The 21,260-nt window shown below is 68.3% G+C and carries 17 protein-coding genes; 4 read left to right on the top strand and 13 right to left on the bottom strand.

What is annotated here, in order from left to right; translation table 11 throughout:
* Positions 1–22: 22 nt before the first annotated feature.
* The 4 genes from KVT45_RS09740 to KVT45_RS09755 all read right to left on the bottom strand — a co-directional run bounded on the left by KVT45_RS09740 (position 23) and on the right by KVT45_RS09755 (position 6,359).
* Positions 23–1,183, bottom strand: a complete 1,161-nt coding sequence (locus tag KVT45_RS09740; RefSeq protein WP_217546090.1) for an FxsB family cyclophane-forming radical SAM/SPASM peptide maturase — start codon at positions 1,181–1,183, stop codon at positions 23–25.
* 13 nt (positions 1,184–1,196) lie between these two features.
* On the bottom strand, positions 1,197–1,400 hold the full coding sequence (haaA, locus tag KVT45_RS09745; RefSeq protein ID WP_217546211.1) for a HaaA family cyclophane-containing RiPP peptide: 204 nt from the start codon (positions 1,398–1,400) through the stop codon (positions 1,197–1,199).
* A 127-nt stretch (positions 1,401–1,527) separates the two neighbouring features.
* Entirely contained in the window at positions 1,528–4,296 is a 2,769-nt protein-coding gene (gene haaT, locus KVT45_RS09750; protein WP_217546091.1) for a cyclophane-containing RiPP biosynthesis TPR protein HaaT, read from the bottom strand.
* A gap of 353 nt (positions 4,297–4,649) precedes the next feature.
* A complete protein-coding gene (locus KVT45_RS09755; RefSeq protein ID WP_217546092.1) occupies positions 4,650–6,359 on the bottom strand; it encodes a hypothetical protein in 1,710 nt (569 codons plus the stop codon).
* Between the two features lie 672 nt (positions 6,360–7,031).
* Here KVT45_RS09755 and KVT45_RS09760 point away from each other — a divergent pair.
* A complete protein-coding gene (locus KVT45_RS09760) occupies positions 7,032–7,529 on the top strand; it encodes a hypothetical protein (protein ID WP_217546093.1) in 498 nt (165 codons plus the stop codon).
* 169 nt (positions 7,530–7,698) lie between these two features.
* Here KVT45_RS09760 and KVT45_RS09765 read toward each other — a convergent pair whose 3' ends face one another.
* The 5 genes from KVT45_RS09765 to KVT45_RS09780 form a co-directional block, all read right to left on the bottom strand.
* A complete protein-coding gene (locus KVT45_RS09765) occupies positions 7,699–9,423 on the bottom strand; it encodes a relaxase/mobilization nuclease domain-containing protein (protein ID WP_217546094.1) in 1,725 nt (574 codons plus the stop codon).
* Positions 9,420–9,812: a plasmid mobilization relaxosome protein MobC gene (locus KVT45_RS58055; protein ID WP_308310690.1), complete on the bottom strand. Its 393-nt coding sequence runs from the start codon at positions 9,810–9,812 to the stop codon at positions 9,420–9,422. Before KVT45_RS58055 ends, KVT45_RS09765 begins: the two co-directional genes overlap by 4 nt.
* A 359-nt stretch (positions 9,813–10,171) precedes the next feature.
* A complete protein-coding gene (locus KVT45_RS09775; RefSeq protein WP_217546096.1) occupies positions 10,172–11,125 on the bottom strand; it encodes a DUF2637 domain-containing protein in 954 nt (317 codons plus the stop codon).
* On the bottom strand, positions 11,122–11,247 hold the full coding sequence (locus KVT45_RS57640) for a hypothetical protein (protein ID WP_302832486.1): 126 nt from the start codon (positions 11,245–11,247) through the stop codon (positions 11,122–11,124). The genes KVT45_RS09775 and KVT45_RS57640 overlap by 4 nt, the downstream gene beginning before the upstream one ends.
* Before the next feature lie 260 nt (positions 11,248–11,507).
* Positions 11,508–12,968, bottom strand: coding sequence for a DnaB-like helicase N-terminal domain-containing protein (locus KVT45_RS09780; protein ID WP_254646567.1), 1,461 nt, complete (start codon positions 12,966–12,968; stop codon positions 11,508–11,510).
* A gap of 402 nt (positions 12,969–13,370) precedes the next feature.
* Between KVT45_RS09780 and KVT45_RS09785 the strand changes: the two genes are divergently transcribed.
* The 3 genes from KVT45_RS09785 to KVT45_RS09795 all read left to right on the top strand — a co-directional run bounded on the left by KVT45_RS09785 (position 13,371) and on the right by KVT45_RS09795 (position 16,095).
* The gene (locus KVT45_RS09785) at positions 13,371–13,895 is read left to right on the top strand and encodes a helix-turn-helix transcriptional regulator (RefSeq protein ID WP_217546097.1); all 525 of its coding nucleotides are present in this window, start codon (positions 13,371–13,373) and stop codon (positions 13,893–13,895) included.
* Positions 13,896–14,018: 123 nt separating this feature from the next.
* On the top strand, positions 14,019–14,318 hold the full coding sequence (locus tag KVT45_RS09790) for a helix-turn-helix domain-containing protein (RefSeq protein ID WP_217546098.1): 300 nt from the start codon (positions 14,019–14,021) through the stop codon (positions 14,316–14,318).
* Between the two features lie 10 nt (positions 14,319–14,328).
* Positions 14,329–16,095: a tyrosine-type recombinase/integrase gene (locus tag KVT45_RS09795; RefSeq protein ID WP_217546099.1), complete on the top strand. Its 1,767-nt coding sequence runs from the start codon at positions 14,329–14,331 to the stop codon at positions 16,093–16,095.
* 122 nt (positions 16,096–16,217) lie between these two features.
* Here KVT45_RS09795 and KVT45_RS09800 read toward each other — a convergent pair whose 3' ends face one another.
* The 4 genes from KVT45_RS09800 to KVT45_RS09815 all read right to left on the bottom strand — a co-directional run bounded on the left by KVT45_RS09800 (position 16,218) and on the right by KVT45_RS09815 (position 21,233).
* A complete protein-coding gene (locus KVT45_RS09800) occupies positions 16,218–16,943 on the bottom strand; it encodes a PaeR7I family type II restriction endonuclease (RefSeq protein WP_217546100.1) in 726 nt (241 codons plus the stop codon).
* 13 nt (positions 16,944–16,956) lie between these two features.
* On the bottom strand, positions 16,957–18,633 hold the full coding sequence (locus KVT45_RS09805; protein WP_217546101.1) for an Eco57I restriction-modification methylase domain-containing protein: 1,677 nt from the start codon (positions 18,631–18,633) through the stop codon (positions 16,957–16,959).
* A 195-nt stretch (positions 18,634–18,828) separates the two neighbouring features.
* Positions 18,829–20,313, bottom strand: a complete 1,485-nt coding sequence (locus tag KVT45_RS09810; protein WP_217546102.1) for an SAVED domain-containing protein — start codon at positions 20,311–20,313, stop codon at positions 18,829–18,831.
* Positions 20,313–21,233, bottom strand: a complete 921-nt coding sequence (locus KVT45_RS09815) for an AAA family ATPase (RefSeq protein WP_217546103.1) — start codon at positions 21,231–21,233, stop codon at positions 20,313–20,315. The genes KVT45_RS09810 and KVT45_RS09815 overlap by 1 nt, the downstream gene beginning before the upstream one ends.
* Positions 21,234–21,260: the final 27 nt, after the last annotated feature.

Genomic DNA, 21,260 nt, shown 5'->3' on the forward strand with positions numbered 1-21,260 from the left:
CTTGGCGGTACGGCACACGCGCCTACGGCGACGCGGCGGCCCGCGCATACGGGTTCCAGCCGTGCTGCCGCAGGGAGCCCTGCACATGTCGTATGAGGTACTCCAGGTCCGCGCAGTAGACAGAGGGGTTCCGGTAGCCCTCGGCTTCGCTGAAGCGGTGTGGGAGGTAGCCACCGCCGCACACGTCCACGAGCGGGCAGGCGCGGCACTGCTCGGCGAGCGCGTCCTTGCCGTGCTGCCGGTGCAGCAACTTCGGATGCGACAGGGCTTCGTCGAAAGAGTGGCGGAGGACGTCGAGCCCGAGCCAGGAGGCGCGCTCCTCAACCGACCTCAGGGTGTCCACCGCTTCAATGGAGCCGTCGGACTCGATCACGATGCTCGTCGGCGGGGCCAGGCCGAGCGTCTCCACCGAGCCGCGTACGCCAGAGCTGAGGGCGACGATGTCCTCCAGCATCCGGACGCTGTGCCCGTACTCGGGCCGGGCGAGCCAGGCGTTGTAAACCCTGCTCATCCACAGCCCGTACTCGGGCACGCTTGGGTCGGCGCGGTGCGGCGGGTCGTCATGGGTCGCGTGTGGCAGGCCGAAGTCGATCACGGGGGGTTCGAACGCCGCCAGGTAGTCGTGAACCTCCACTGGGTCGTTGGCCAGGTCCACGACGGCAAGAAGCCCTGCGAACAGGTGCGGCCGTGACCGCAGGAGTTCGATGCCGTGCACGGCGGACGCGGCGCTCGACCGTCCGGCGTGGGTCAGGCGATGCCTGTCATTGGCACGCGGCGGTCCGTCGAGGCTGACACCCACCGCGACCTCGTACCGCTCGAAGAGATCCAGCCAGGCCCCGGACAGAAGAGTCCCGTTGGTCTGGAGCTCGAAGAGCACCCGGGTCCCGGTCGGCGCACCGTCCCGAACGACCTCCAGTAGCTCGGCCATGTGCTGGACGCCGGCAAGAAGCGGCTCTCCGCCGTGCAGGACGACGTGGATTGTCCGAAGACCATGTGTGGAGGCGTGTTCACCGATTCGCCGGGCCGCAGCTCGGGCCACAGCGAGGTCCATCCGGGCTGGCAGGTGCCGCGCCGTCTGGTCCCTGGAGTTGAAGACGAAGCAGTAGTCGCAGTCGATGTTGCAGCGATTGGCGACCTTAAGGATGAACGTCCGGAAAGGAACGGGGCCTTCGGGTTCTGTCATCGAGCAGATGCGCCTACAGCGGCCAGGGCCAGATGAGCGAAGCCGCGTGGGCACCGTCGCCGAACCGGCCCGTCGCGCCCTCCTCTGCCTCCAGCCGTTGCCGGACGCGGGCGGCCACACGGTCCAGGACGGCGGCGCCGGCTACCGTCGGCTCTGCGGACGTCTGGCCGACGGGTGGAATGGTCCGTGGCTCGGTGGCGGACGTGGGTGACGGCATTCAACGCTCCTCGTGAGGTACGTGCCGGAGGCGGCACGGTGCGACGGGGTTGAAGCGATAGATCAGCCGGAAACGTAGCATCCTCAACCACCCATCCGGCACGGGGAATTCGGCCACATGGTCGGTGTCAGCCAGACCGCGGCACCAGCAACCGTTCGAGGTCGTCCACGGCCGCGCTCACGCCCAGCCGCCGGTACACCGTCAGGGCGGCTTGCAGCGAGCCCACACCGTGACCAGGTCCGTCAACCGTCCAGTCGCAGCGGCCAATGCCCTCCAGCGCCCGCGCCTCCTCCAGCGGACAGCGGATGTCCCGCGCGAGTGTGAGGGCCTGATCGAAGTGCCGGCGGGCGGCCGTCGGTTCATCGGAGGTGAGCAGCAGCATCCCCCAGTGGTTCAGTACCTCTGCCTCGCCGCACCGGTCGCCCAGGCCCCGCAGGATCACCAAACCGCGTTGGAACGCCTCGATCGCGCCGTCGCGCTCACCGACGACGCCGAGCGCCGCGCCCAGCTCGCTCAGCGAGGCGGCCTCACCCCCGCGGCTGCCGAGTTCGCGGTAGGCGTCCAGGGCCTCCTCCAGATGCCGGATCGCCTCTGTCGCATCCCCGGAAACGCGGTCCACGACCCCAAGGTGGCGGACGCTGGTCGCTTGGCCGAACCGTTCACCGAGCTCGGTGAAGTGCGCCAGGGCCTGGTTGTGCGCCGTCCGCGCTCCCTCAATGTCTCCGGTCTGCCGTCGGATGACGCCCAGCTCGTTCAGCGCGTAAGCCTGGTGTGTGCGGTCGTCCAATTCCACGTAGATGTCGAACGCTTCCTGGTGATGCCGCGTGGCCAGGTCGTACACGCCCATGAGGCGGTGCACGACGCCCAGGTCTCGCAGGGAGTTGGCCTCCCCGTACCGGTCCCCGAGCTCTCGGTAGATCGTCAGGGCCTCGCTCTGTGCCTCCACAGCAGCGTCGAAGCGGCTCATCTGCCGGTGGGTCATGCCGAGATCGGCGAGCGCGTTCGCCTGCCCGAGCCGGTAGCCCAGCTCTCGGTAGAGGGCGAGGGCCTCCGTCTGGGCGCGGGCCGCGTCCTCGTTGTCCGCGGTCAGGTACCAGACGATGCCGAGCTGGTTGAGTGCGTCCGCCTTACCGCGCCGTTCGTCGACCGCTTCGTACGCCGTCACGGCGTCACCGAGGGACTCGATCGCCTGCGGGTAGGCAGCCATGAAGCGGCGCACGACACCGAGTTCGGCGAGAGCGCCACCGCGGGCCCGCTGGTCGCCGGCATGGCGGGCGGCCTCGGCGGCAGTCCGGTGGAGCCCGACGGCCTGGTCCCAGGGACCGGCCTGGCGCAGGAAGGGCGCCATAGCTGCGGCGAGCCGGACGACGAGGTCGTATAGGGCGAGGCCGTTTGCCCGCCGGACACAGGCGAGGATGTTGGCCCGCTCGGTCTCCAGCCAGCTCATAGCGTCCGCCCGCGACTCCAGGGCCGGCGTCTCCACCCGCGAGGCGCCGTCTGGTGCTGGTGGCACTACCGCACCACTGCGCCCGATGTGCCCGTTTACGACGGCGAGAGCAGCCAGGTAGTAGGTGCACACACGCTGTACGGCCTGTACGTGGTCCATGCTGTCCCCCTCGGCGGCGAGACCGCGAGCGTAGTCACGCAGGAGATCGTGCAGCCGGTAGCGACTCCCCGGTTGCTCGTCGATCAGGTGGTCGTCGTAGAGCGCTTCGAGGTGCCCACGAGCCACCACGACCGAGAACTCGCCAAGAGCCGCGCCGATGTGCGGGTCGAGATCGCTGCCGGGGAAGAAACCGAGCTGCCGGAAGAAGCGCTGCCGCTCCGGCGCGAGATCCCGGTAGGAGAGATCGAACGTCGCGGTGACGGCGCGCTCCCCGGCCCGCAGCTCTCCCAGGCGGTCCCGCGCCGCCAGCAGCCGCCCGCGCAGGTCCTCGGCGGTCCAGGACGGATGATGCCGCAGCCGTGCTGCGAGTAGAGACACCCCCAGCGGCAGGCACCCGCACAGCCGGACCAGCTCGTCCACCACATTCCGGTCCAGGGCATCGGCCGGCCGCCCGCTGAGCCGTACGAAGAGGTCGACCGCGTGATCCGGCGGCAGCGCGTCCACCGACATGACCACCTCCTCGTTCGCCACCAGTCGCCTGCGGCTGGTCACCAACACCAGGCAGCCGCTCCCACCGGGGAGCAGCGGCTCCAGCTGCCGGTAGCTGGCAGCGTTGTCGAGAATCAGCAGCGCCTTCTTGTCCGCGAGCCGACTCCGCCACATGGCGGCCCGGGCCTCCGTGACCGCTCCGACGTCGTCCCCGACAGGAATCTGCTGTGTCGGCACGCCGGCAGCCGCGAGAAGCGAGGCGAGCGCCTCGCCGGCCTGCACCGGAGTACGCCCCGGCGTGTACCCGTTGAGGTTCACGAAAAGCTGACCATCGGGGAACCGCTCGGAGAGCAGGTGGCCGGCGTGCACGGCAAAAGTGGTCTTCCCAACCCCCGGCATCCCGTCGATGACATGAACGGGAAGTCCCTCGCCCTGCTCCTGCGAGGCACGCACCGAGCCCACCAGCTGCTCCAGCTCCGCGGTACGGTCGGTGAACGCTGCGGTGTCGCGTGGCAACGAACGCAGTACCTGGGCGGCCCCCGGCGGCCCCGCTCCATCCTCCGACCTCGCCGACGGCGCGGGGGGCCGCGCCTCCGAAAGCCCGGCGAGCAGAGCCGTCATCCCCGCCATCGTCACGCCCAATACGACGAACGAGAGCCAGGCGTGCTCCTGTAACCACCCCAGCCAGCCGGGCCACCGCGACTCATTGGACACGGCGTTCGTGACGAGCCCGACCAGCAGCGTGGTCACAGCGCCGCCTCCGGCGACAACGGCGATCGCGATCCCGCGCCGGAGTCTCATACCCAGGCCCCAGCGGCCAGGGGAGCGACCGGTTCCCCCGCGGTGCCGCTGATGAGACACCACGCACCGCCAACCGACCTGGTCACGAAGGCCACCCCCGAGTCCGACGCCCCAACTTTTCTAACGGAACAGCCCTCGTAGACCTTGGTCAAGGGCGCGTCTGAGCCACGGAGTGCACCACGAAGGCCGCTGGCAATCACAGACCTGACCGCCCTGGGCCTCAACAGCTCCTACCCCGAGGCCGCAGCTCGCGTCCTGGCGCGACCCGCCCCGCGGATCCAGTCCGACCTCCGATTATCGTGGTCGCGCAGCTCGACGTCGGTGGCGCGGAGGATGCCGGGATCCGGACGGCTCTACGCCCGCAAGGCCACGGCGATGAGTTCATGGATGCTGGAGACGTGGCAGAGGTCTCCTACCGGCTGTGCGGCTGAGGAGTCGATCGGCACGTACGGGACGAAGGGCATTACGACCAGTCCTTCGAGCGTGCATCCGTCAGGCAGGTCCACCCCGAGCACGGATGGACGCCGGCGGATCCTCTCAAGGTAGCCGTTCCACTGCTCGCTCGCCGCCACCGCCTTACGCGCGATCCTCCTGACGGCGTCGTAGGCACCAACCGCGTAGTCGGGCCCGGCTTGGAATGCCTTCGCGCTGATCAGCCACAGGGTCCCTGTGTGGAAGGCGACGGCGTCGATGTCCGTGATCACATTGCCGTTCTCGTCCTTGACCTTCTTGCCGATCACCGAGCGCAGCGCGCCGGTCGGCTTCCAGGGTGTGGTGTCGATCGCCGCCTGCACGGCGGTTTCGAACGAGCTGCCCCATTCGTTGGCCGCGGCCCCTTCCTTGGCCCGCTCGAAGCTGTGCATCAGCAACGAGGTGGCGCCCGTGAGATCGACGACGAAGTAGCGCCCGACCGGCAGCACCACCTGTTTGCGGGCCAGTAGCGTGATCACTTCGCGAACCGTCGCGCCCGCCCGCCAGGATGAGCCGAGCAGTTCGGGCAGCGCCGGACCGTCTTCCAGGCGAGCGATGAGCCAGTCGCGCGGGCAGCGCAGATAGCCGTACTGGGACCATTCGCCCGGAACGGACTTCCAGGTGGCTCCGCGATCCGCGAGATAGGTCCAAGCCGCTGAAAGGACTGCGGCGGCGGCCTGGGTCTCCAGGGTCAGGCCGACTCCGCTGGAGAAGGCCGCGGGCGCCAGGTCCTCGATGTTCGTGCCGAGCGGGAAGACTGGGCCGTATTTCTGAAGGAGTCGTGCGACGTCATCGCGCGAGACAAGGTCCTGGCCGCGCAGATCCGCCCAGGTGATGATGTTCGCAGACTCGCGGCGGTCCGTGACCGGACTCGGGAACGAGCCCAGGTCGTTACCGCGGCCTCCGGCGAACTTCAGTCGGCCGTCGTACAGCCAGATCGCACGCTCAACGGTGTCGTCCGTGTCGGTGACCTCCGGGATCAGGTGCGGTCCACGGAGTCTGAGACTCTGGCCCTTGGCCACGCGCCTACGGGCGTTGTACACGTTGAACAGCAGCATCCCGACCGAGCACAGCTCGTCCAGGTCGGTCAGGGCCTGGGGGGCAAGCCACCACCGGCTCGTGATCAGCTCGGCCGACCTGGACGGGCGACGGCTGGACCCCACCTCACTCAGGGCGAACGACAACACGGCCGCGGAGATCGAGGCACGGGCGGCAGGCAGCAGATCCGTAGGGTTGATCCGACGCGTAATCACCAGCCAGCTGAACGCGGAACGTCGGTCAGTGATCTGCCGCAACTGCACACGCAGCGCGTCATGCAGCAGGGTCAACTGGTCCCATCCGGCCTCGCCCGCCAGGACATCGCTTGTGTCGATGCCGATCCGCTGCGCCTCGGCGGCAGCCCATTCCTGCCACTTCGGCATGAACCGCAACATGAACACGCCCCGGTTCGCCTCGACGAAAGGCGCCTTGAGGACCCAGGCGGGAAAATCGCGGCGCAGGCGGGGGCGGAGGGTCCCGCCGAGCAGGTCTTTAAACGCGTCCACCACATCCTGGCCGAAGGGATGAGGGTACTGCCCGTCCTCCACGCGCATGTTCGAATCTTCCCACGCTGCCACCGCCAATTGCCCTGTGCAACCGCAGGTTACTGAGCCTTGGGCGGCGGTGCGACAGGATGCGCGTGGCGGACGACTTTGTGCTGGCCGAGGTTGGTGCGATCGCCGCGCGCACCTGGGCTCCGCCAATTCTTCGTGCCAAGGGACCAGCCACACGTGGTGCCACGGCAGCGCTGCCCCGAGGTCGACCTGACCCCGTAAGCCAACTTGTACGTGTCTCCAGGGCAGATGCGGGGTTCACTTACGGGTTCCTCTGCTTCGGGGCTCAGGATTCTGGGAACTCGCGCCGTTCCACGGCTACATCGCAGAAGCTGCCCACCCCGAAGCTGGGCGACGAGAGGTGGAGCCCCACCTGCTGACTTTTACCACCAGGGGACGCAGCAGCGTGATCAAGCAGACGGCCGTCCGTATTGGGAGGGTAGTCGTAGTGCTCTCTGGCAGCGCGGACCTGGTTAATGCCTGCATGGCGAAGGCCGTTGACAAGGCCAAATAGTGATCCCTGAGTGCGCAGTGGGTGTATCTGACCCCCCGAATACGGCTCACAGAGTCATGGCGAGCAGACCGAGGACGAGGAAGAGGGGCTTGTCGGTGGGCACCGCTACTATCCGGGATGCCTCACGGCACGACGAGCGGAGTCAGGAAATGGGCGACGTGAACGAATCAGCGGTCAAGCGGAAGTTGGGTATCCCGAACTGGCGGAACCTGTCCAAGGACAAGGTGCTCAAGTTCGCGGCAGCGATGCCCGAGATGGCCACCGAGGTGCGGCTCAAGCTCATCGAGCAGTTCCCCGCCTTCAAGGACCTGGGCAAGGCCGACATCGATGCGGTCACAGAGGCCCACAAGTCCACTCTCGCAGCCAACGAGAACAGTCAGAACCACTTCTACAAGGCTTCGCAGGACCAGCGGGACGCTCTGCGGGACGACCTCGGTCGGGACGACCTCAGCTGGGCACAGCGGGAGGCCCTCCACGACCGCCTCGACCAAAACGTACAGCGGGTGGGCGAGAAGGACAGCGAGAGCAAGCAGTTCCTGGGGGCGGGGATGAAGGTGGTGGCAGCTGCCGGTGCAGCTGCCCTCGGGCTGGGTGTGGTGTTCGTCGGCGGCAAGCTCGTTGGGGCGAGCGAGGACGGTTCCGAGGAATCCCAGTAGGACTGTTATTGATCAGAAACTCATGGGGTTCTCGTCCAGGGGGTAGAGGACGTGCGGGCCGCCGAAGTAGCCGCGAACGATGTGCGGCTGGCGCTGGCGTCTGCGTAAAGAGCTGCGGGTCTTGGCGGCTAGTTCCACCTGGTCGCGGGCCTAGGGACCACCGCCAGGATCAGCGCCGCGGTGCGCGTGATGCGGAAGGTGTGGCGAGGCGCGGTGCCATGGCCTGGCGGTCTGTGAGGCGGTTGACCGGGGTTGGTTCCGGAGCCAGGGCGTAGGCGGGAAGGCCGGCCATTCGGCGCAGGCGCCAGACCAGGACGTCGCTGATGGAATCGGCGGTGCCCAGTTCCCTACGAGAGGCAGCTTCGGCGAGCAGAGCCTGCGGTTTGTGCCCTGCCTGTGTGGCGTCGGCGAGGGTGGCGGCCAGAGCGTCCCAGCCTGGTTCGGCCAGGATGGACTCGGCGAGGTCGGGCAGGGCGGCGCGCACGGTGGTGGCGTGGTGGTGGCGCAGGGACGGGACGATACGGCGGCCACGCTCGCGTAGCACCGTGAGGGGTTCGGCGGCTGCCTGCTCGTAGGCAGCCCGCAGGTGTGCTGCGGCTCGGCGGGCGGCCTCGGCCTGCTGGGCGTGCTGCCGCTGGGCGTGCCAGTGGGCGGCGGCGATGGCGAGGAAGACCAGCGTGTCCAGGACCATCGCGGTACCGGCCCCGTCCTCGCCTCGGCCGAACGCGGGCCCGCTGTTGACCAGGTCGCGGGCGGACCGGCGCAGGTCCTGCGCGTGGCGGAACTCGGCACGGGTATGGGAGCGGGAGGCACGCTCGAACTCCCAGGCCGCCTGCCGCAGTTCATTGCGGGTGTGGAGGGCTGAGGTCTTGGCGAGGGCATCGAGGACCTCGCCGGTGGCGGCGATCTGGGCGGCAGAAGCACCGTCGTCGCTGTTGTGGTCGAGGACGAGTACTGCCGCCCAGGCCGCGTGGGCGGTGGTGCGCCGTGCAGCGGCGGGTGCCGAGGAGGCGGTAGAGCGTTCCGGTCGCTCGCTATCGGCGGTCCCTGGTGGGGTGGAGTCGGTAGTGAAGCGTGCCTGGATGCGGGGCAGGGACAGGTCAGGGGCGAGCGTGGAGCCGGCGTAGTAGATCGGCTCCTTGTCCCTGTTGCGATCACCAGGCAAGGCGACGTTGTAGCCCTTCACGTCGCCGGAAGGCAGAACCCTGGTACGCACGAGAAGCCCGGCGTCCTTGAGGCGTTCGAGGAACTCGTCCGTGGAGGTGGCACCGGCGACCGCGCGGCGCACGGTCTCACGCAGCTCCTCGCGCGCGGCGCGGTCCCAGCCCAGGCGATCGGCCTTGTGCCGCTCGGCGCTGGTGGTGCGCTTCGCCGCAGTGCCATCGCCGGGGGCAACGCGGTGGAGGTCGTAGTCGGCTTCGATGAGGCGGGCTTCGGCCTGGGCGCGTTTGCCGGAGCGGTGGTGGTCGGGGCGCCGGCCGTCTTCGCGTACGAGGGTGGCGATGATGTGGATGTGGTCGTCGGCGTGGCGGACGGCTGCCCAGCGGCAGCCGGCGCCGTCGCCGGGGTCGATGCCGGTGGCCGCGACGATGCGGCGGGCGATGTCGGCCCACTGTTCGTCGGTCAGGATCGGGTCGTCGGGGGCGGCGCGCACCGAGCAGTGCCACACGTGCTGCTCGGGTCGCTGGTCTGCGTCGAGCAGATGGAGGGGCTGGTCGAGGAGGTGAGCGAGGTCCTTCTTCGTGGCCGCGGGGTCGCGGCCCGGGTCGGGGGCCATGTGGTCGAAGGAGGCGACCAGGTGGGGGTCGACGCGCTCCTCGTGCGTGCCCTTGCCGTAGAGGTAGTGGAGCAGGCCGAGGGTGCTGTTGCCCTGCCGGTGGATGCTGGGGATCAAGCCGCCTCGCTTTCCTGGCGGTTGACCACCCGGTCAACGGCCTTCTTCGCCGCGTGGGCCGCGCGGTGGATGTCGGCGAGCACTTCCTTGAGGTAAGGCGCATCGCCACCAGAGTTGAGTGCCTTGGCCACCTGGTTGAGATTGCTGCCGGCCCAGCCGAGCTGACGGCGCATGGCGAACAGCTCGGTGAGCACATCGCGTTCGGTGGCGATGGTGGCGGCGGTGCGGGACTGGTCGCGGGTGGCAGCAAGAGCGGAGTGCGCGAGGAAGCCGGCCACACTCATGCCGACGGCATGTGCGCCGGCCTGGATGATGGCGTGCTCGTGATCGCTGAGGCGGACGCTCTGCGCAGGACGCTGCTTCTTCGCGCGCGGACGTGCCTTCCCCATGATCGTGGTCCGGCGTGCACGGCCGGCCTTTCCCGGCTGCGAACCGCCCTCGGTCGCAGCCTCCTCGTCCGGCGCCCCCTGGCACCGGACGGGCCCCGCCACCCCCGGGGCGGGGTCGGGTTCGGGCGCTCCCCCTACGGGGGAGTGTCCGAACCTCCAACTTGCTGTGCTGTCTGGGGCTGGGGTGGTGGTTGTCACCTGCTGGGCGGCGGGGGTTTCGTGGTGCGGATCGTGCATGGATCGGTGCTCCATGGGGTGCTGATGGCGGGTGCTTCGCTGTTCGCGGCCCCGTGCCCTGTGTTGTTCTGCGCGGGACAAGGGGATCCGGAGGGGTGATGCGATCGGTGCGTTTGCGGGGATCAGTCGGTGCCGACGGGGGCTGTGTCGAGTTCCCTCTGCCCCTCCGAGGCGGCTTCGTCGAGTCCGTCGAGAGACTCGGCCTGGCCAGTGCGCTCGGCCTGCAGTTGGTCGCGCAGGGCGCGGGCTCTGTTCTGGCCGGTCCGTAGCGCGCTGCGTAGACGCTCGGCGCTCAACCTGTCGTCGCTCCAGTCGGCAGTCAGGCGCCGGGCCTCGTCGAGGACTTCGGCGTCGGTGCGCGTGCGATCGACGGTCGACTTGGCGGTGACGGGGACCCGACCGGTCGCCCGACGCGGAGTGGCTCCGGTCGACTCCATCAAGGCGGCCAATCGGGGCGGTCGGGTAGCGGGAGCCGACCCGTCGGCCATAATCGGCCTCGTCACGGGCGCCTCGGCGACCTCCACCGGGGCCGACTCGGTCAGCTGCTTGGGGGACGATGTGGCCTGGTCAGACCTCGACCGTGCGGCCTGCTCGTCAGCTTGCTGACTCCCCGACTCGGTACAAGCTGCTTCGGCAGACTCAACCGACTCGGGGGTGTGGTGCAGCACCTTCGCCACGAGGTCCGACCCGAAGTAGATCGACCCGACCGGGAGCGAGGTCCCCAGCAGCACAAGGGCCCAGTTCGCAGGGGCCCAGTCGGCCAGTCGGCCCCACTGGATCGACGTGGTGTGCAGGGCCGGCATGAGGCCGTGCACGTAGTTCAGCAGGAGGCTGGCGATTGTGTAGGTCGCCAGGACCCTCAGCGCGAACTTCCGGTCGGTACCGGTCAGCACGAGCGTGGCGACCAGCGCGAGGGCCATCAGCCCGTCGACAACGATCGGGTACAGCAGGGCAGCGGTGGAGTCGGCGCCGATGGCGCGGGCCACGTCGGACAGCGCGTTCCACGAGACCCTGAAGGCCATGAGGACGACGGCCAACAGGCCGACGACGAGGATGATGCGTCCCAGGCGGTTCACGCGACGACCCCCAGCGGGTGTGAGTACACGGTGGCCGTGGCGGGCGGGAGCAGGGCGATGCCGGAGCGGATGCTGCGGCTGCCGTGTATGGCTGCCGGGGCGCTCGGGGCAGGGGAGTGCAAGGGCGGGCTCCAGGGCGGGGAAGTGAGGCTTGTGGCGCAGGGGTGAGAGGCATTCACGGACGGTGCGTTCACGCGGGCCCCCTTCTAAAGGGGGCCCCGCGCGTGATCGCTTGGGCGCGTGTACGGCGTGGACGCTCCCGTGATCGCTTGACCTGCGGTTTTACGGTCAGCGTGTGCGCTGTGCGCGGTTCACGCCGGTGCCTGTGCGCGAGAGCCGCGTGTACGGTCGCGTGATCGCTTCGCGCGGGCCTGCGTGAGGGTCAGCCGACGGCGGTGAGGTGGCGTGCGGAGGCGTAGTAGCGGGTCTGCTGACCGCCTCCGGCCCCTCCAGCGACGCCATCGGCCTTGGTGGCCAGGCCGCTGTCGACGAGGCGGGCGAGGTGGCGGCGTGCCTTCTCCACGTCGGCGCGTTCGGGATCGCCGCCCCCGATCAGAATGGCCGCCAAGTCGCGGGCGGTCAGGCCACCAGGGGCGTTACCGAGCAGGACGGCGGGGTCCTTGCTGGGGTCGACCGTGGTGGTGCCGCGCACGTGGTCGTGGGTGACATCCAGCGGGCCGATCTCCCCGGTGGGGGTCTTGAGATGGTGCAGGGTGACGGCGGGGTCGCCTGCCCGGCCGGTGACGAACAGGACGCTGCCCGCGCCGGCGGTGATCCAGGTGGAGCCGTAGACCTGATCCAGGCTGGGGCGTTGGCCGCGCGGGGCGTCGGCGGTGGCCTTGCGCTGGTGGTGCAGCTCCAGGATCTCCACGCCGCCTCGCAGGGCGCGCATACGGGCGTTGTGGAAGGCGACCGCGAGGCTGTCGTCGACCATCGTGCTGACCGCGTCCTTGAGGCTGTCGATTACGATGGTGTCGGCCCGGTGGGCGGCGGCGAGGTCGGCGAGGAGGTCGGGCTCCTTGTCGAGCGTGGCGGGCAGCGGGCCCTCCCAGACGACGAGCCCCTCGCGCAGGATCTTCTCGTCGCTGGGGAAGACACGGCGGTCCATAGCCCGGGCGATCTGCCGGGGCCGGTCCATGGCCAGGTAGAGAATCCGCCTGCTCGGGGCGACCGGCATCTCCAGGACCGTCTCCTGCAGCCCGAGGCGGGCGAAGACCACCTGGTGGGCCAGTGTGGTCTTGCCGACCCCGGGTGCGCCCACGATCATCAGGCTCTCGCCCGGCGCCCAGACAGTCTTCTCCCGGGTGCCCCACAAAGGCTCGGCATCCGCGCCGGTCTCTTTGACGAAGGACCACCCGTCGGTGGCGAAGCGGTTCAGACGGCCCTGTCCCGAGGCGAGGGCGCGCTCGCGCTCGGCCCGCATCTCCGTTTCGACCTCGCTGCGTATCGCCTCGGGGTCGGCGCCGGGCTCCTGGGCGCGTTGGACGGTGCGGATCGCCGAGGCGAGCAGGCGGCGGAGATTGGCCTTTTCCCGGATGATCTCCGCGTGGTGCTCCGCGCTGCCGCTGCCGTAGTGCACGTCGGCGAGCTGGTGCAGATAGACGGCGCCACCGACACGCTGCAGGTCCCCTCGCTGCTGGAGCAGTTCGGTCAGGACGATCGGGTCGGTCGGCCTGTCCTCGCGGCGCTGGGCCACCAGCGCGCGCCAGACCGTCTCGTGCGCGGGCCGGTAGAAGGCGGCGTCGCCGAGTATGGGCCGGACAGTGTCGATCACGTCGGCGCTGTGCATGCAGGCGCCCAGGACCGCGCGCTCGGCATCGATGTTGAACGGGGCGTGGAGCATGTCCGTCGGCGGCTCGGCGTCGGTGGCGGCGGAGGATGGCGGCGGCGGGGTCAGGGGCGTACCCTGAGGCATGAAGCTCCTCTCCTGCGGGGCCATGTGGGACGGCAATCCCGGCCAGGCAGGTTGATCGCTAGGGATGGCGGTTGCAGAGGTTTGCGCTTTGAACCCCTCGGTGTCGCGCCGAGGGGTTTTCTGCATTGGGGTCTCCGGTCGGTGTCTGGGCAGGACTACCAGGATGCCACGCGATCTGCTAAATGCAATGCATCTATGCGTGATGCAGAGAGTGTCGATGATCACTGGCTATGCGTAGTGCATTGATGCCCTGCAAAAGGCAGAGCTCGTGGTACAGTTTTAGTTCCCTGCGTATCGCAGGGGTGCCCTGCGACAGGAAGGAGGGGGTGGATGGCAGACGACGAGACCCCCCAGGGGATCTTGCTCAGCGGCGAGGAGAACGCCGCTGTACGGATCAAGCTCGAACGCGAGCGGCGCGGCTGGAGCACGACCGCCCTGTCCGACCGCCTGAACGAGGCCGGCTTCGATATGAACCCGTCCGCGGTCTGGCGAATCGAGAACCGCAAGCGCCGCATCAACCTCGACGAGGCGATTGGGTTCGCCGAGATCTTCGGGGTCGACCTCCGCAACCTTGCCGGCCCTCCGCAGCTCGCTGCGAAGGGCCGCGCCATGGAACTCATCGACAAGGTCGTCGCCGCCCACCAGGAGACCCAGCGCGCCCAGCACGTGTTCACCCGTGCTCGTGACGACTTCGACGCCTACATCGCTGAACACCCCGACATCCGCGAAGAGGCGGAAGCGATGGTCTCCAACGCCATCGCCGAAAGCCTCATGAAGATGAACGCGGAGATCCACGGGCCCCCGCCCGACACGCAATCCGACCCTGAGCGCGCGGACTCCGCTCCCGACGCATAGCGCCTCCGCCACCCGACCTGGGCCCCGCAAACCCCCAGGCACGGAAACCACTGCACACATCCCGAGATCAACCGGCCAGGCCGGGGTTGCCGCCCCACCGCCTGCCAGGAAACGGACTTCTCCTTGCCCGAAAACGCCCTGCCCGTCACCCAGATTGCCCAGCTCCTCGGCGTCTCCGAGACTGAGCTGCGCGCTCTGATGAACCAGCGCGACGCCTCCCACGGCGACGCCACCCTCGTCGGACTCACCGTCGCCGAAGCCGCCCGGCGCATCGGCATCGGCCGCACCAAGCTGTACGAGTACGTCTCCTCCGGCCAGATCTCCTCCGTGAAGATCGGCCGGCTCCGCCGCATCCCCGCCGAGGCGCTGAACGACTTCCTAGCTAGGCGCCCCGACTCGGCGGACTACACGACCGCGGCTTGAAGGGGGCGGAATGACCAAGTCCCCGAAGTCCCGCCAGCCCAATGGTGCCTCCACCATCTTCCTCGGCAAGGATGGCCGCTGGCACGGCTACGTCAGCGTCGGCGTCAAGGACGACGGCAGCCCGGACCGCCGCCACGTCAGCCGCAAGACCCGCCCCGAGATCACCAAGGCCGTACGCGACCTGGAGAAGCAGCGCGACTCCACGGGCGTCCGCAAGGTCGGCCAGACCTGGACGGTCGAGACCTGGCTGACCCACTGGGTGGAGAACATCGCCGCGCCCAACGTCGCTGAGAACACCATCGACGGCTACCGCGTGGCGGTCTACCACCACCTCATACCCGGCTTGGGCGCCCACCGCCTGGAGAAGCTGGAGCCCGAGCACCTGGAGCGCTTCTACCAGAAGATGCAGGCGAACGGCAGCGCCGCCGGCACCGCCCACCAGGCGCACCGCACCGCCAACACGGCACTCAACGAGGCCGTGCGTCGCCGCCACCTCACCATCAACCCGGCCTCCATCGCCAAGGCCCCCAAGGTTGAAGAGGACGAGGTAGAGCCGTACACCCTTGAGGAGATCCAGCGCCTCCTCCTCGAAGCGGGCAAGCACCGCAACCACGCTCGCTGGGTCATCGCGCTTGCGCTCGGGCTTCGCCAGGGCGAAGCCCTCGGTCTGAAGTGGGACGACGTGCACTTCGAGGAGGGTGTGCTCGTCGTGCGCCGGGGTCGCCTACGGCCCCGCTACACACACGGCTGTGGCAACAAGTGCGGCCGCAAGCCCGGTTACTGCCCCCAGAAGATCAACACCCGGCGCGAGACGAAGGACACCAAGACCCGCGCCGGCAAGCGTTCGATCGGCGTACCCGAGCAGCTGTTGACCCTGCTGCGACGGCATAAGGAGGAGCAGGACCGCGAGCGGACCCTTGCCCGTGACCTGTGGGTGGAGAAGGGGTATGTGTTCACCTCGCCGACCGGCGAACCGCTCAACCCCAACACCGACCACCACAGGTGGAAGGACCTGCTGAAGGCCGCCGGCGTCCGCGAGGGACGACTCCACGACGCCCGCCACACCGCCGCGACCGTGCTGCTGATCCTCGGCGTCCCCGAGGCGGTCGTCGACCGCATCATGGGCTGGGAGCCCGGTAAGTCCGCCCGGATGCGCCGCCGGTACCAGCACCTCACCGGCCAGGTGCTCCAGCAGACGGCAGCGAAGGTCGGCGCCCTGCTGTGGGGACCGCAGCCCTCTGTGCCCGCATCGGTCCCTGGAGGTTCCGTGCCCAGCCCGAGCCAGGATCCCGTCCCGGCGGGCCCGACGGTGTACGTCGCCCGACTCGGCGAACGCCTCATCCCGTTCCTGCACCGCGAGCACGCGGAGGCGGTGGCCGTGCAGTGGGGCGCTGACCGTCCCAATCACGCGGCAGAGGTGGAGGAATGGGACCGGGAGAAGTGGGAGGACAAAGGCCACGGCGGCGCGCGGGCCATCCGCGACAAGATGCCCGACCACCGGATCGTCCACCACGCCCTCGCGGTGTTCATCCCCGGCGGCGAGCGGCTCAACATCGGCCGCGAACCCCAATGGTCCGGAACGGCATGGGAGTTCGAGGCCGACCTCTACACGGACCTCCCGGTCCGCTGGCACACCACCCGTCGCCCTGGGCAGGAGGTCGAGGCCCAGGTGCGAGGCACGGACGAGGACGCCGTCGCTGCGGCCTACGCCGAGGCTTGTGCACAGGCTGTGGATCGCGCGAAGGACCCCGGCAAGTACGGCGATACACAAGGCTGACGTCCCCTCAGTCCTGAGGGAGACGACAGGGCGGGGCCTCGACCGATCCGGTCGAGGCCCCGCAACGCATGATCCGACCGCGTGTACCAGACGGTGTTCCGCGGATCGCTGAGGCTGATGTCCTAGCCGGGAATGCCAAGGTCCTTGAGGTACGTGAGGCGACCGTTGATCGCTGCTGAGAAGTGGCGCCAGTCGAGGCTTTCCACCAGTTCGATGGGCTTGGGGTTCTCGGCCGAGGACGTGACGTAGCACGCGGCGTCGTAGAGCTGTTCGGCCATGAGGCGCTCGCAGAAGATCCCGAACCGGTCCTGGTACGAGGTGTTGTGCCAGATCTCGTCGGCGGGCAGGGCGCCCTTCGCGGTCTTGACCGGCCTCCGGGAACCTTCGCCGTCCTGCATTATGAAGAAATAGCCGAGCCAGGGCTTCTCCTTCGGGTAGAGCTCGGCGAGGGCTGCGCGGCGGAGGTCCACTGCGCTGCCGAGTGCTTCCTCTACTCGGTTGTTGTAGTTGTTGCCGTACGACGGTCCTCCGAGCGCCTTCATCTCGAAGGCCGCAACGAGTACGCCCTGGTGAACGACTACGAGGTCCCACTGTTTCTGCGGCCGGTAGTAGCCGGGCAGCTCCAGGCCCTGGGACTTGCTGACGCGGATGCTCTCGGGCGGGAAGCCGGCGTCCAGGAAGAACTTCGCCAAGAGGGTCGCGATCACGTCGAAGTGCTTGCCACCGCGTACCGATCCGGCTGTGCCGGCGCCAACCGCGGCTTTGATCGCGGACTGCTCGTTCTGGAGCTGCTTCGCACCCCAGTAGGCCGCGATAGCGTCTTCGAAGTCTTGGCGGGTGACCGTCAAGATCTGTCCCTCCCTAGTCAGGCAGCTCGGCGAGTCCGTAGACGCGAAGCGCGGCCTCCGTGGCGGCCTTCACGTCGCGCTTGTCGAAAGCCTCTGCAAGGGCAACCCGGTCGCTCTCACTGATCGATGCGGGGTCGGGCACGCGGATCTTGCGGAGGTACTGCGCCTGGAACCGGAGGGTCCCCCCTCGCATCTTGACCGCGTACGCCTCCACGAACGCTTCCGCGACCTTGGACAGCAGCAGACCACCGAGTACGCGCATGTCCCAGACGTCCGAGACGATGAAGTACAGGTTGTGGTGAGGGTACAGGCCGCCTTCATCGAGGACCGGATGGATCGTCAGCTTCATGTCCGGAAACAGCAGCTTGGGACGCCTGGTCAGGCGGTGGTCGACCTTGTCGATCGTCTTGTACCAGCGTTGGGGCTGCTTGACCGCGATGTAGCGCTTACGCAGGGCGGCACCGTGCTCTTCGAAGTACTTGAAGAGCCGGGGGTGTGTGGCGAGGTCTACGAGGTCGCCTTCGGCGGTCCATGGGTTGACCAAGTAGGTTCCGTGCCAGTTCAGAGTGCCGCTGGTGGTGTCACGGACCATGGCCATCGGCAGCAGTCGGTCACGCTCGACGAGAGCGTCGTCGTCTGTGAGGAAGACCTTGTCGGCGCCGGTGGCGATGCCGATGCCGACGCGTGTTCCGGTCTTGTCGTCCTCCAGCAGCTGGAAACGTTCGGTCAGTTCCTCCAGGACTGCCAGCCTGGCTGGCGACGCAGCCGGCCACGAGTCCTCGTCGGGGAACCAGTGCGGCATGCGCGCGGCCTGGAAGGCCGCGCTAGTGATCGACTCCGACGTGCCCTTCATGTACCACTCGGCGAAGTCATGGGCCTGGGCGCTGCCGAACGCGCGGGTGGTGTCCGCCGCCACCGCCTCACCCTGCGAACGGTTCGAGATGATCGTGATCGCCGGATAGGCCGAAACTTGATCATCGAAGGCGTCCACGTCGTGCATGACGAGTGCCAAGTCCATGCTGAAGCGACGCTTCACCAGCTGCCGGAGCCGACGGCCATACTGATTCCGCATCCAGCGGTCCGCGCAGATGAAGCCCAGCCGACCTCCGGGCTTGAGGCTTCGCAGCGCGATCTCGTAGAAGCCGATGTAGATGTCTGCTCGACCGCCCATCGTGGGACAGGCGCTGCGGTAGGCGGCCATCCGATGGTCGGGAACATCTTCAAGACGAATGTACGGAGGGTTGCCCACCACGTAGTCCGCACGGTGGTCGGCGTCGGACTGCAGCAGGTAGTCGCCCTCTTCGACCCATGCTGCTGCTACCTGCTGGGCCTCCTCGGCCTGCCATCCCTCGTCCGCCAACTGGTTCTCGATGACCGCACGGCTTTGTTTCACGTTGCGCTCCAGAAGGTCCAGAGCACGGACTGCCGCGAGCGCGTCTGTGATCGGTCGATTGTGTGCACGGCAGGAGGCACTGATCCGCGATGCCACAGCCACCAGGAATGCACCCGAGCCGCAGGCCGGCTCTACGAGCTTCACGTCGCAGAGATCCTTGTCGGCCGTGTAGCCGAGGAGGTCGAGGATCAAGTCGACCACCCAGCGTCGCGTGAAGACCTCGCCGTGCTCCACGGCCTCCGCGGGAAGAGCCGGGAGACCGTGCAGATCGGTGTCAGGGAACAGAGGAGTGGCCACGTCTTGACCCTACTAGGGAGGATCTCGGCCACGAGAGTTATCCACAGGTCGGCCCACATACGCCGCTGCTACCAGCACCTGACCGACCGCGTGGGCCGTGCGGGCTCAGACCGTCAACGGTCGGAGCCCGCACTCTGCGAAGCGTGCCCGTTACCCTCCGAACTCTGAGGTCCGGCGCCCTTGGGCTTGAGCCTCTTATGCCTCCACGGTGAATGCCGCTTCGTATCCGTCGCCGATCTTGATGTCCTCGTAAACGACGGTCTGACACAGCCGGTTCCATCGGTTGCCCAGTAGAACAGCAAGTCCCATCGGGCAAGCGAGGAAGAGGTGCATGCGCTGAACTCGGCGGGTGGAGTGGCGGAGGTGATCGCGGATGCCCACTGCCAAGGCGTTGGCGGCGGTGCTGCCGGGGACGGAGCCGTCGTTCGGTTTGCCACTCGGCGGGGCGAGGACGATGAGCTTACCGACCGGAAGGTCCTGCTCGCGCAGGTACTCCAGGACATCCCTAGTGATCTCCGTCGCGACCGCGATGGCGACAGCGAGCTCGTCGCCCTGACCAATCTCGTACTCAGTGGCTTCCGGGACCAGGGCGGTCTCGAACGGGTCGTTGGTGGACCAGAGCTGGCTGCCGGCCCTCCCCCGCTGCAGCGCTGCGAGGTCGGTCCCGGTGACCATGCGGAAGGTGGTCCCAACCAGGAAGGCTGGCGCTAGACGGATGCTGCCCGTGACGGAGACAGCGGTCGTACCGGCGGGGAGGCGTCCGGGCGCGGCCTCAATGTCTGCCTGTAGCTGGGCCCAGGTATTCGGCGACAAGGGGCGACGCTTGGTGTATTCGGACTCGCTTTCGAAGCGGTCGACCCAATCAATGGCGTGGTCGGCGTCCGGGGCCATCGGGTCTGGCTTAAGGGTGGCGATCGACAGAACGGCCCGAGCGGGGCCGGCCTTGAGGTCCAACTCGGCGACGGCGCTCTCGACCATTGTCAGCGTGAGCTCGCGCTGGCCGTTGCGGACCATCTTGGCGACCCACCCGGCCCCCGCCTCCAACGCGTGCTGGTTGTTGCGCAGACCCGCGACGGCCATCAGCAGCTGCAGATGCTCCTGGTACTTGACCATGTTCACCGACAGGTCGAAGTGCAGAACCGACAGCAGGTCGAGGAGCTCAGCCTCGGTCAGACCTGCTTCCTTGGCCCACCGGGCACGTGCCTTGCCGCGATCCGACCTGTCTCCGCCGATGGCCGCCTTGGGCATCAGGAGCCCGGTGCGGGCATCGCAGACCTTCACCAGGTCATCGGCAGGGTCGGCCGCCCGGTTGGTGACCAGGTGCAGTTCGACGCTGCCACCGTCTGCGGTCAACTGTTTCCACGTCCTGGCGATCTTCTTGAGAATCGACGGGCCGCCGGTGTCGGTGGACTTGGTCAGGTATTCCGCATTGACCGGTGTGGCGCTGTCGACCGCGTACTTGACCTGCTTGTAGGTGTTCGGGGGGACATCACGCAGCAGGACTACGTCGTCGAGATTGCCGACGCCGTCAAGTTCGACGCCGACGGCGCGCACCGGGTTGTGCGAACGGGCGGCGTTCTCACGGAGGAGGGTCAGGCACGCCTCCCAGGCGACGAGCCATTGGTAGTAGTCGCCGGTGGTGCGGACGCTGGTGGGGCCGGGGGCGGGTAGGTGGGCCATCAGCGCTCCTCGGTAAAGACGGGTGTGGGCTTCAGGTCCTCGGCAAGGGCGAGGAGATCCTCGTCGATGACGGGTCGGTCGGGGAAGGCACGGAAAACGGCTGCCGGGACCAGGCGCTGGGTGAGGTCGGAAAAGGTGTAGCCGGGGCGGTCCTCGGTAGGGCCGGTGAGCTCGACGACCTTGTGGATGGTCTCCGGCCGGATGCCGAGTCCGTCGAGTGCTTGGGTGAGGACCGCGTGGCGCTGCTCGTCGTTGGGGCGGGTGAAGGTGAATGTGGCAGCGGCGCGGCGCATGACGGCCGGGTCGAGGGCGCCGACCCGGTTGGTGCACAGCACGATGATGACTGGTAGTGCGGCGCCGGCCAAGCTGTCGATGCCGGCCAAGAACGCGTCGACGCCAGCCCGATCCTCATGGTGCATCTGCTGTGCCTCGCGGGACTGCACCAGGGCGTCGGCCTCATCGACAACAAGAATCTGCACTGCGCGGGCTCCCTCAGGGCCCGACGCGCGCTTGCCCACCATGTGCATGTGGGTAAAGGCGTCTCCAATGAGGGAGGTCATCTCGCCGACCAGGCCGCTGCCGCGGGTGGCGAGCTTGAGCCGGTACAGGTACACGGGCAGATCGAGCCAGTCGGCGAGGTCGCAGCCGAAAGACTCGGCCAGTGCGGACTTGCCGGAGCCGACGTCGCCGGCGAAAACGAACAGCGGCGCCCTATCTGCGAACAGGGCGAGAGCGGCGACGTCGCCGCCGTGGTACTCCGCGGCCCAGGACCGAAGTCGGCGCGGGTCCGCGAGGAGCGCGGCTTCTTTGCGTAGGCGTAGCTTCGTCTCGTCCAGGCCGACCAGACGGTCGTAGCGGGCGCGTCGGGTGGGCTCGGGCAACTCGATGACTGGGTGGAACAGGTCGTCCTGGCTGGTCACGTGCTCGTTCCTCCTGCGGGTGGCGCT

The organism is Streptomyces sp. GbtcB6 (genome assembly GCF_019091475.1).
Taxonomy (GTDB): domain Bacteria; phylum Actinomycetota; class Actinomycetes; order Streptomycetales; family Streptomycetaceae; genus Streptomyces; species Streptomyces hyaluromycini.

Coding starts and splice junctions, on each gene's coding strand:
- KVT45_RS09810 (WP_217546102.1), bottom strand. CDS start 20,313: ATGGCCCACCTACCCGCCCCCGGCCCCACCAGCGTCCGCACCACCGGC.
- KVT45_RS58055 (WP_308310690.1), bottom strand. CDS start 9,812: ATGGGGAAGGCACGTCCGCGCGCGAAGAAGCAGCGTCCTGCGCAGAGC.
- haaA (WP_217546211.1), bottom strand. CDS start 1,400: ATGCCGTCACCCACGTCCGCCACCGAGCCACGGACCATTCCACCCGTC.
- KVT45_RS09740 (WP_217546090.1), bottom strand. CDS start 1,183: ATGACAGAACCCGAAGGCCCCGTTCCTTTCCGGACGTTCATCCTTAAG.
- KVT45_RS09785 (WP_217546097.1), top strand. CDS start 13,371: ATGGCAGACGACGAGACCCCCCAGGGGATCTTGCTCAGCGGCGAGGAG.
- KVT45_RS09780 (WP_254646567.1), bottom strand. CDS start 12,968: ATGCTCCACGCCCCGTTCAACATCGATGCCGAGCGCGCGGTCCTGGGC.
- KVT45_RS09755 (WP_217546092.1), bottom strand. CDS start 6,359: ATGCGCGTGGAGGACGGGCAGTACCCTCATCCCTTCGGCCAGGATGTG.
- KVT45_RS09795 (WP_217546099.1), top strand. CDS start 14,329: ATGACCAAGTCCCCGAAGTCCCGCCAGCCCAATGGTGCCTCCACCATC.
- haaT (WP_217546091.1), bottom strand. CDS start 4,296: ATGAGACTCCGGCGCGGGATCGCGATCGCCGTTGTCGCCGGAGGCGGC.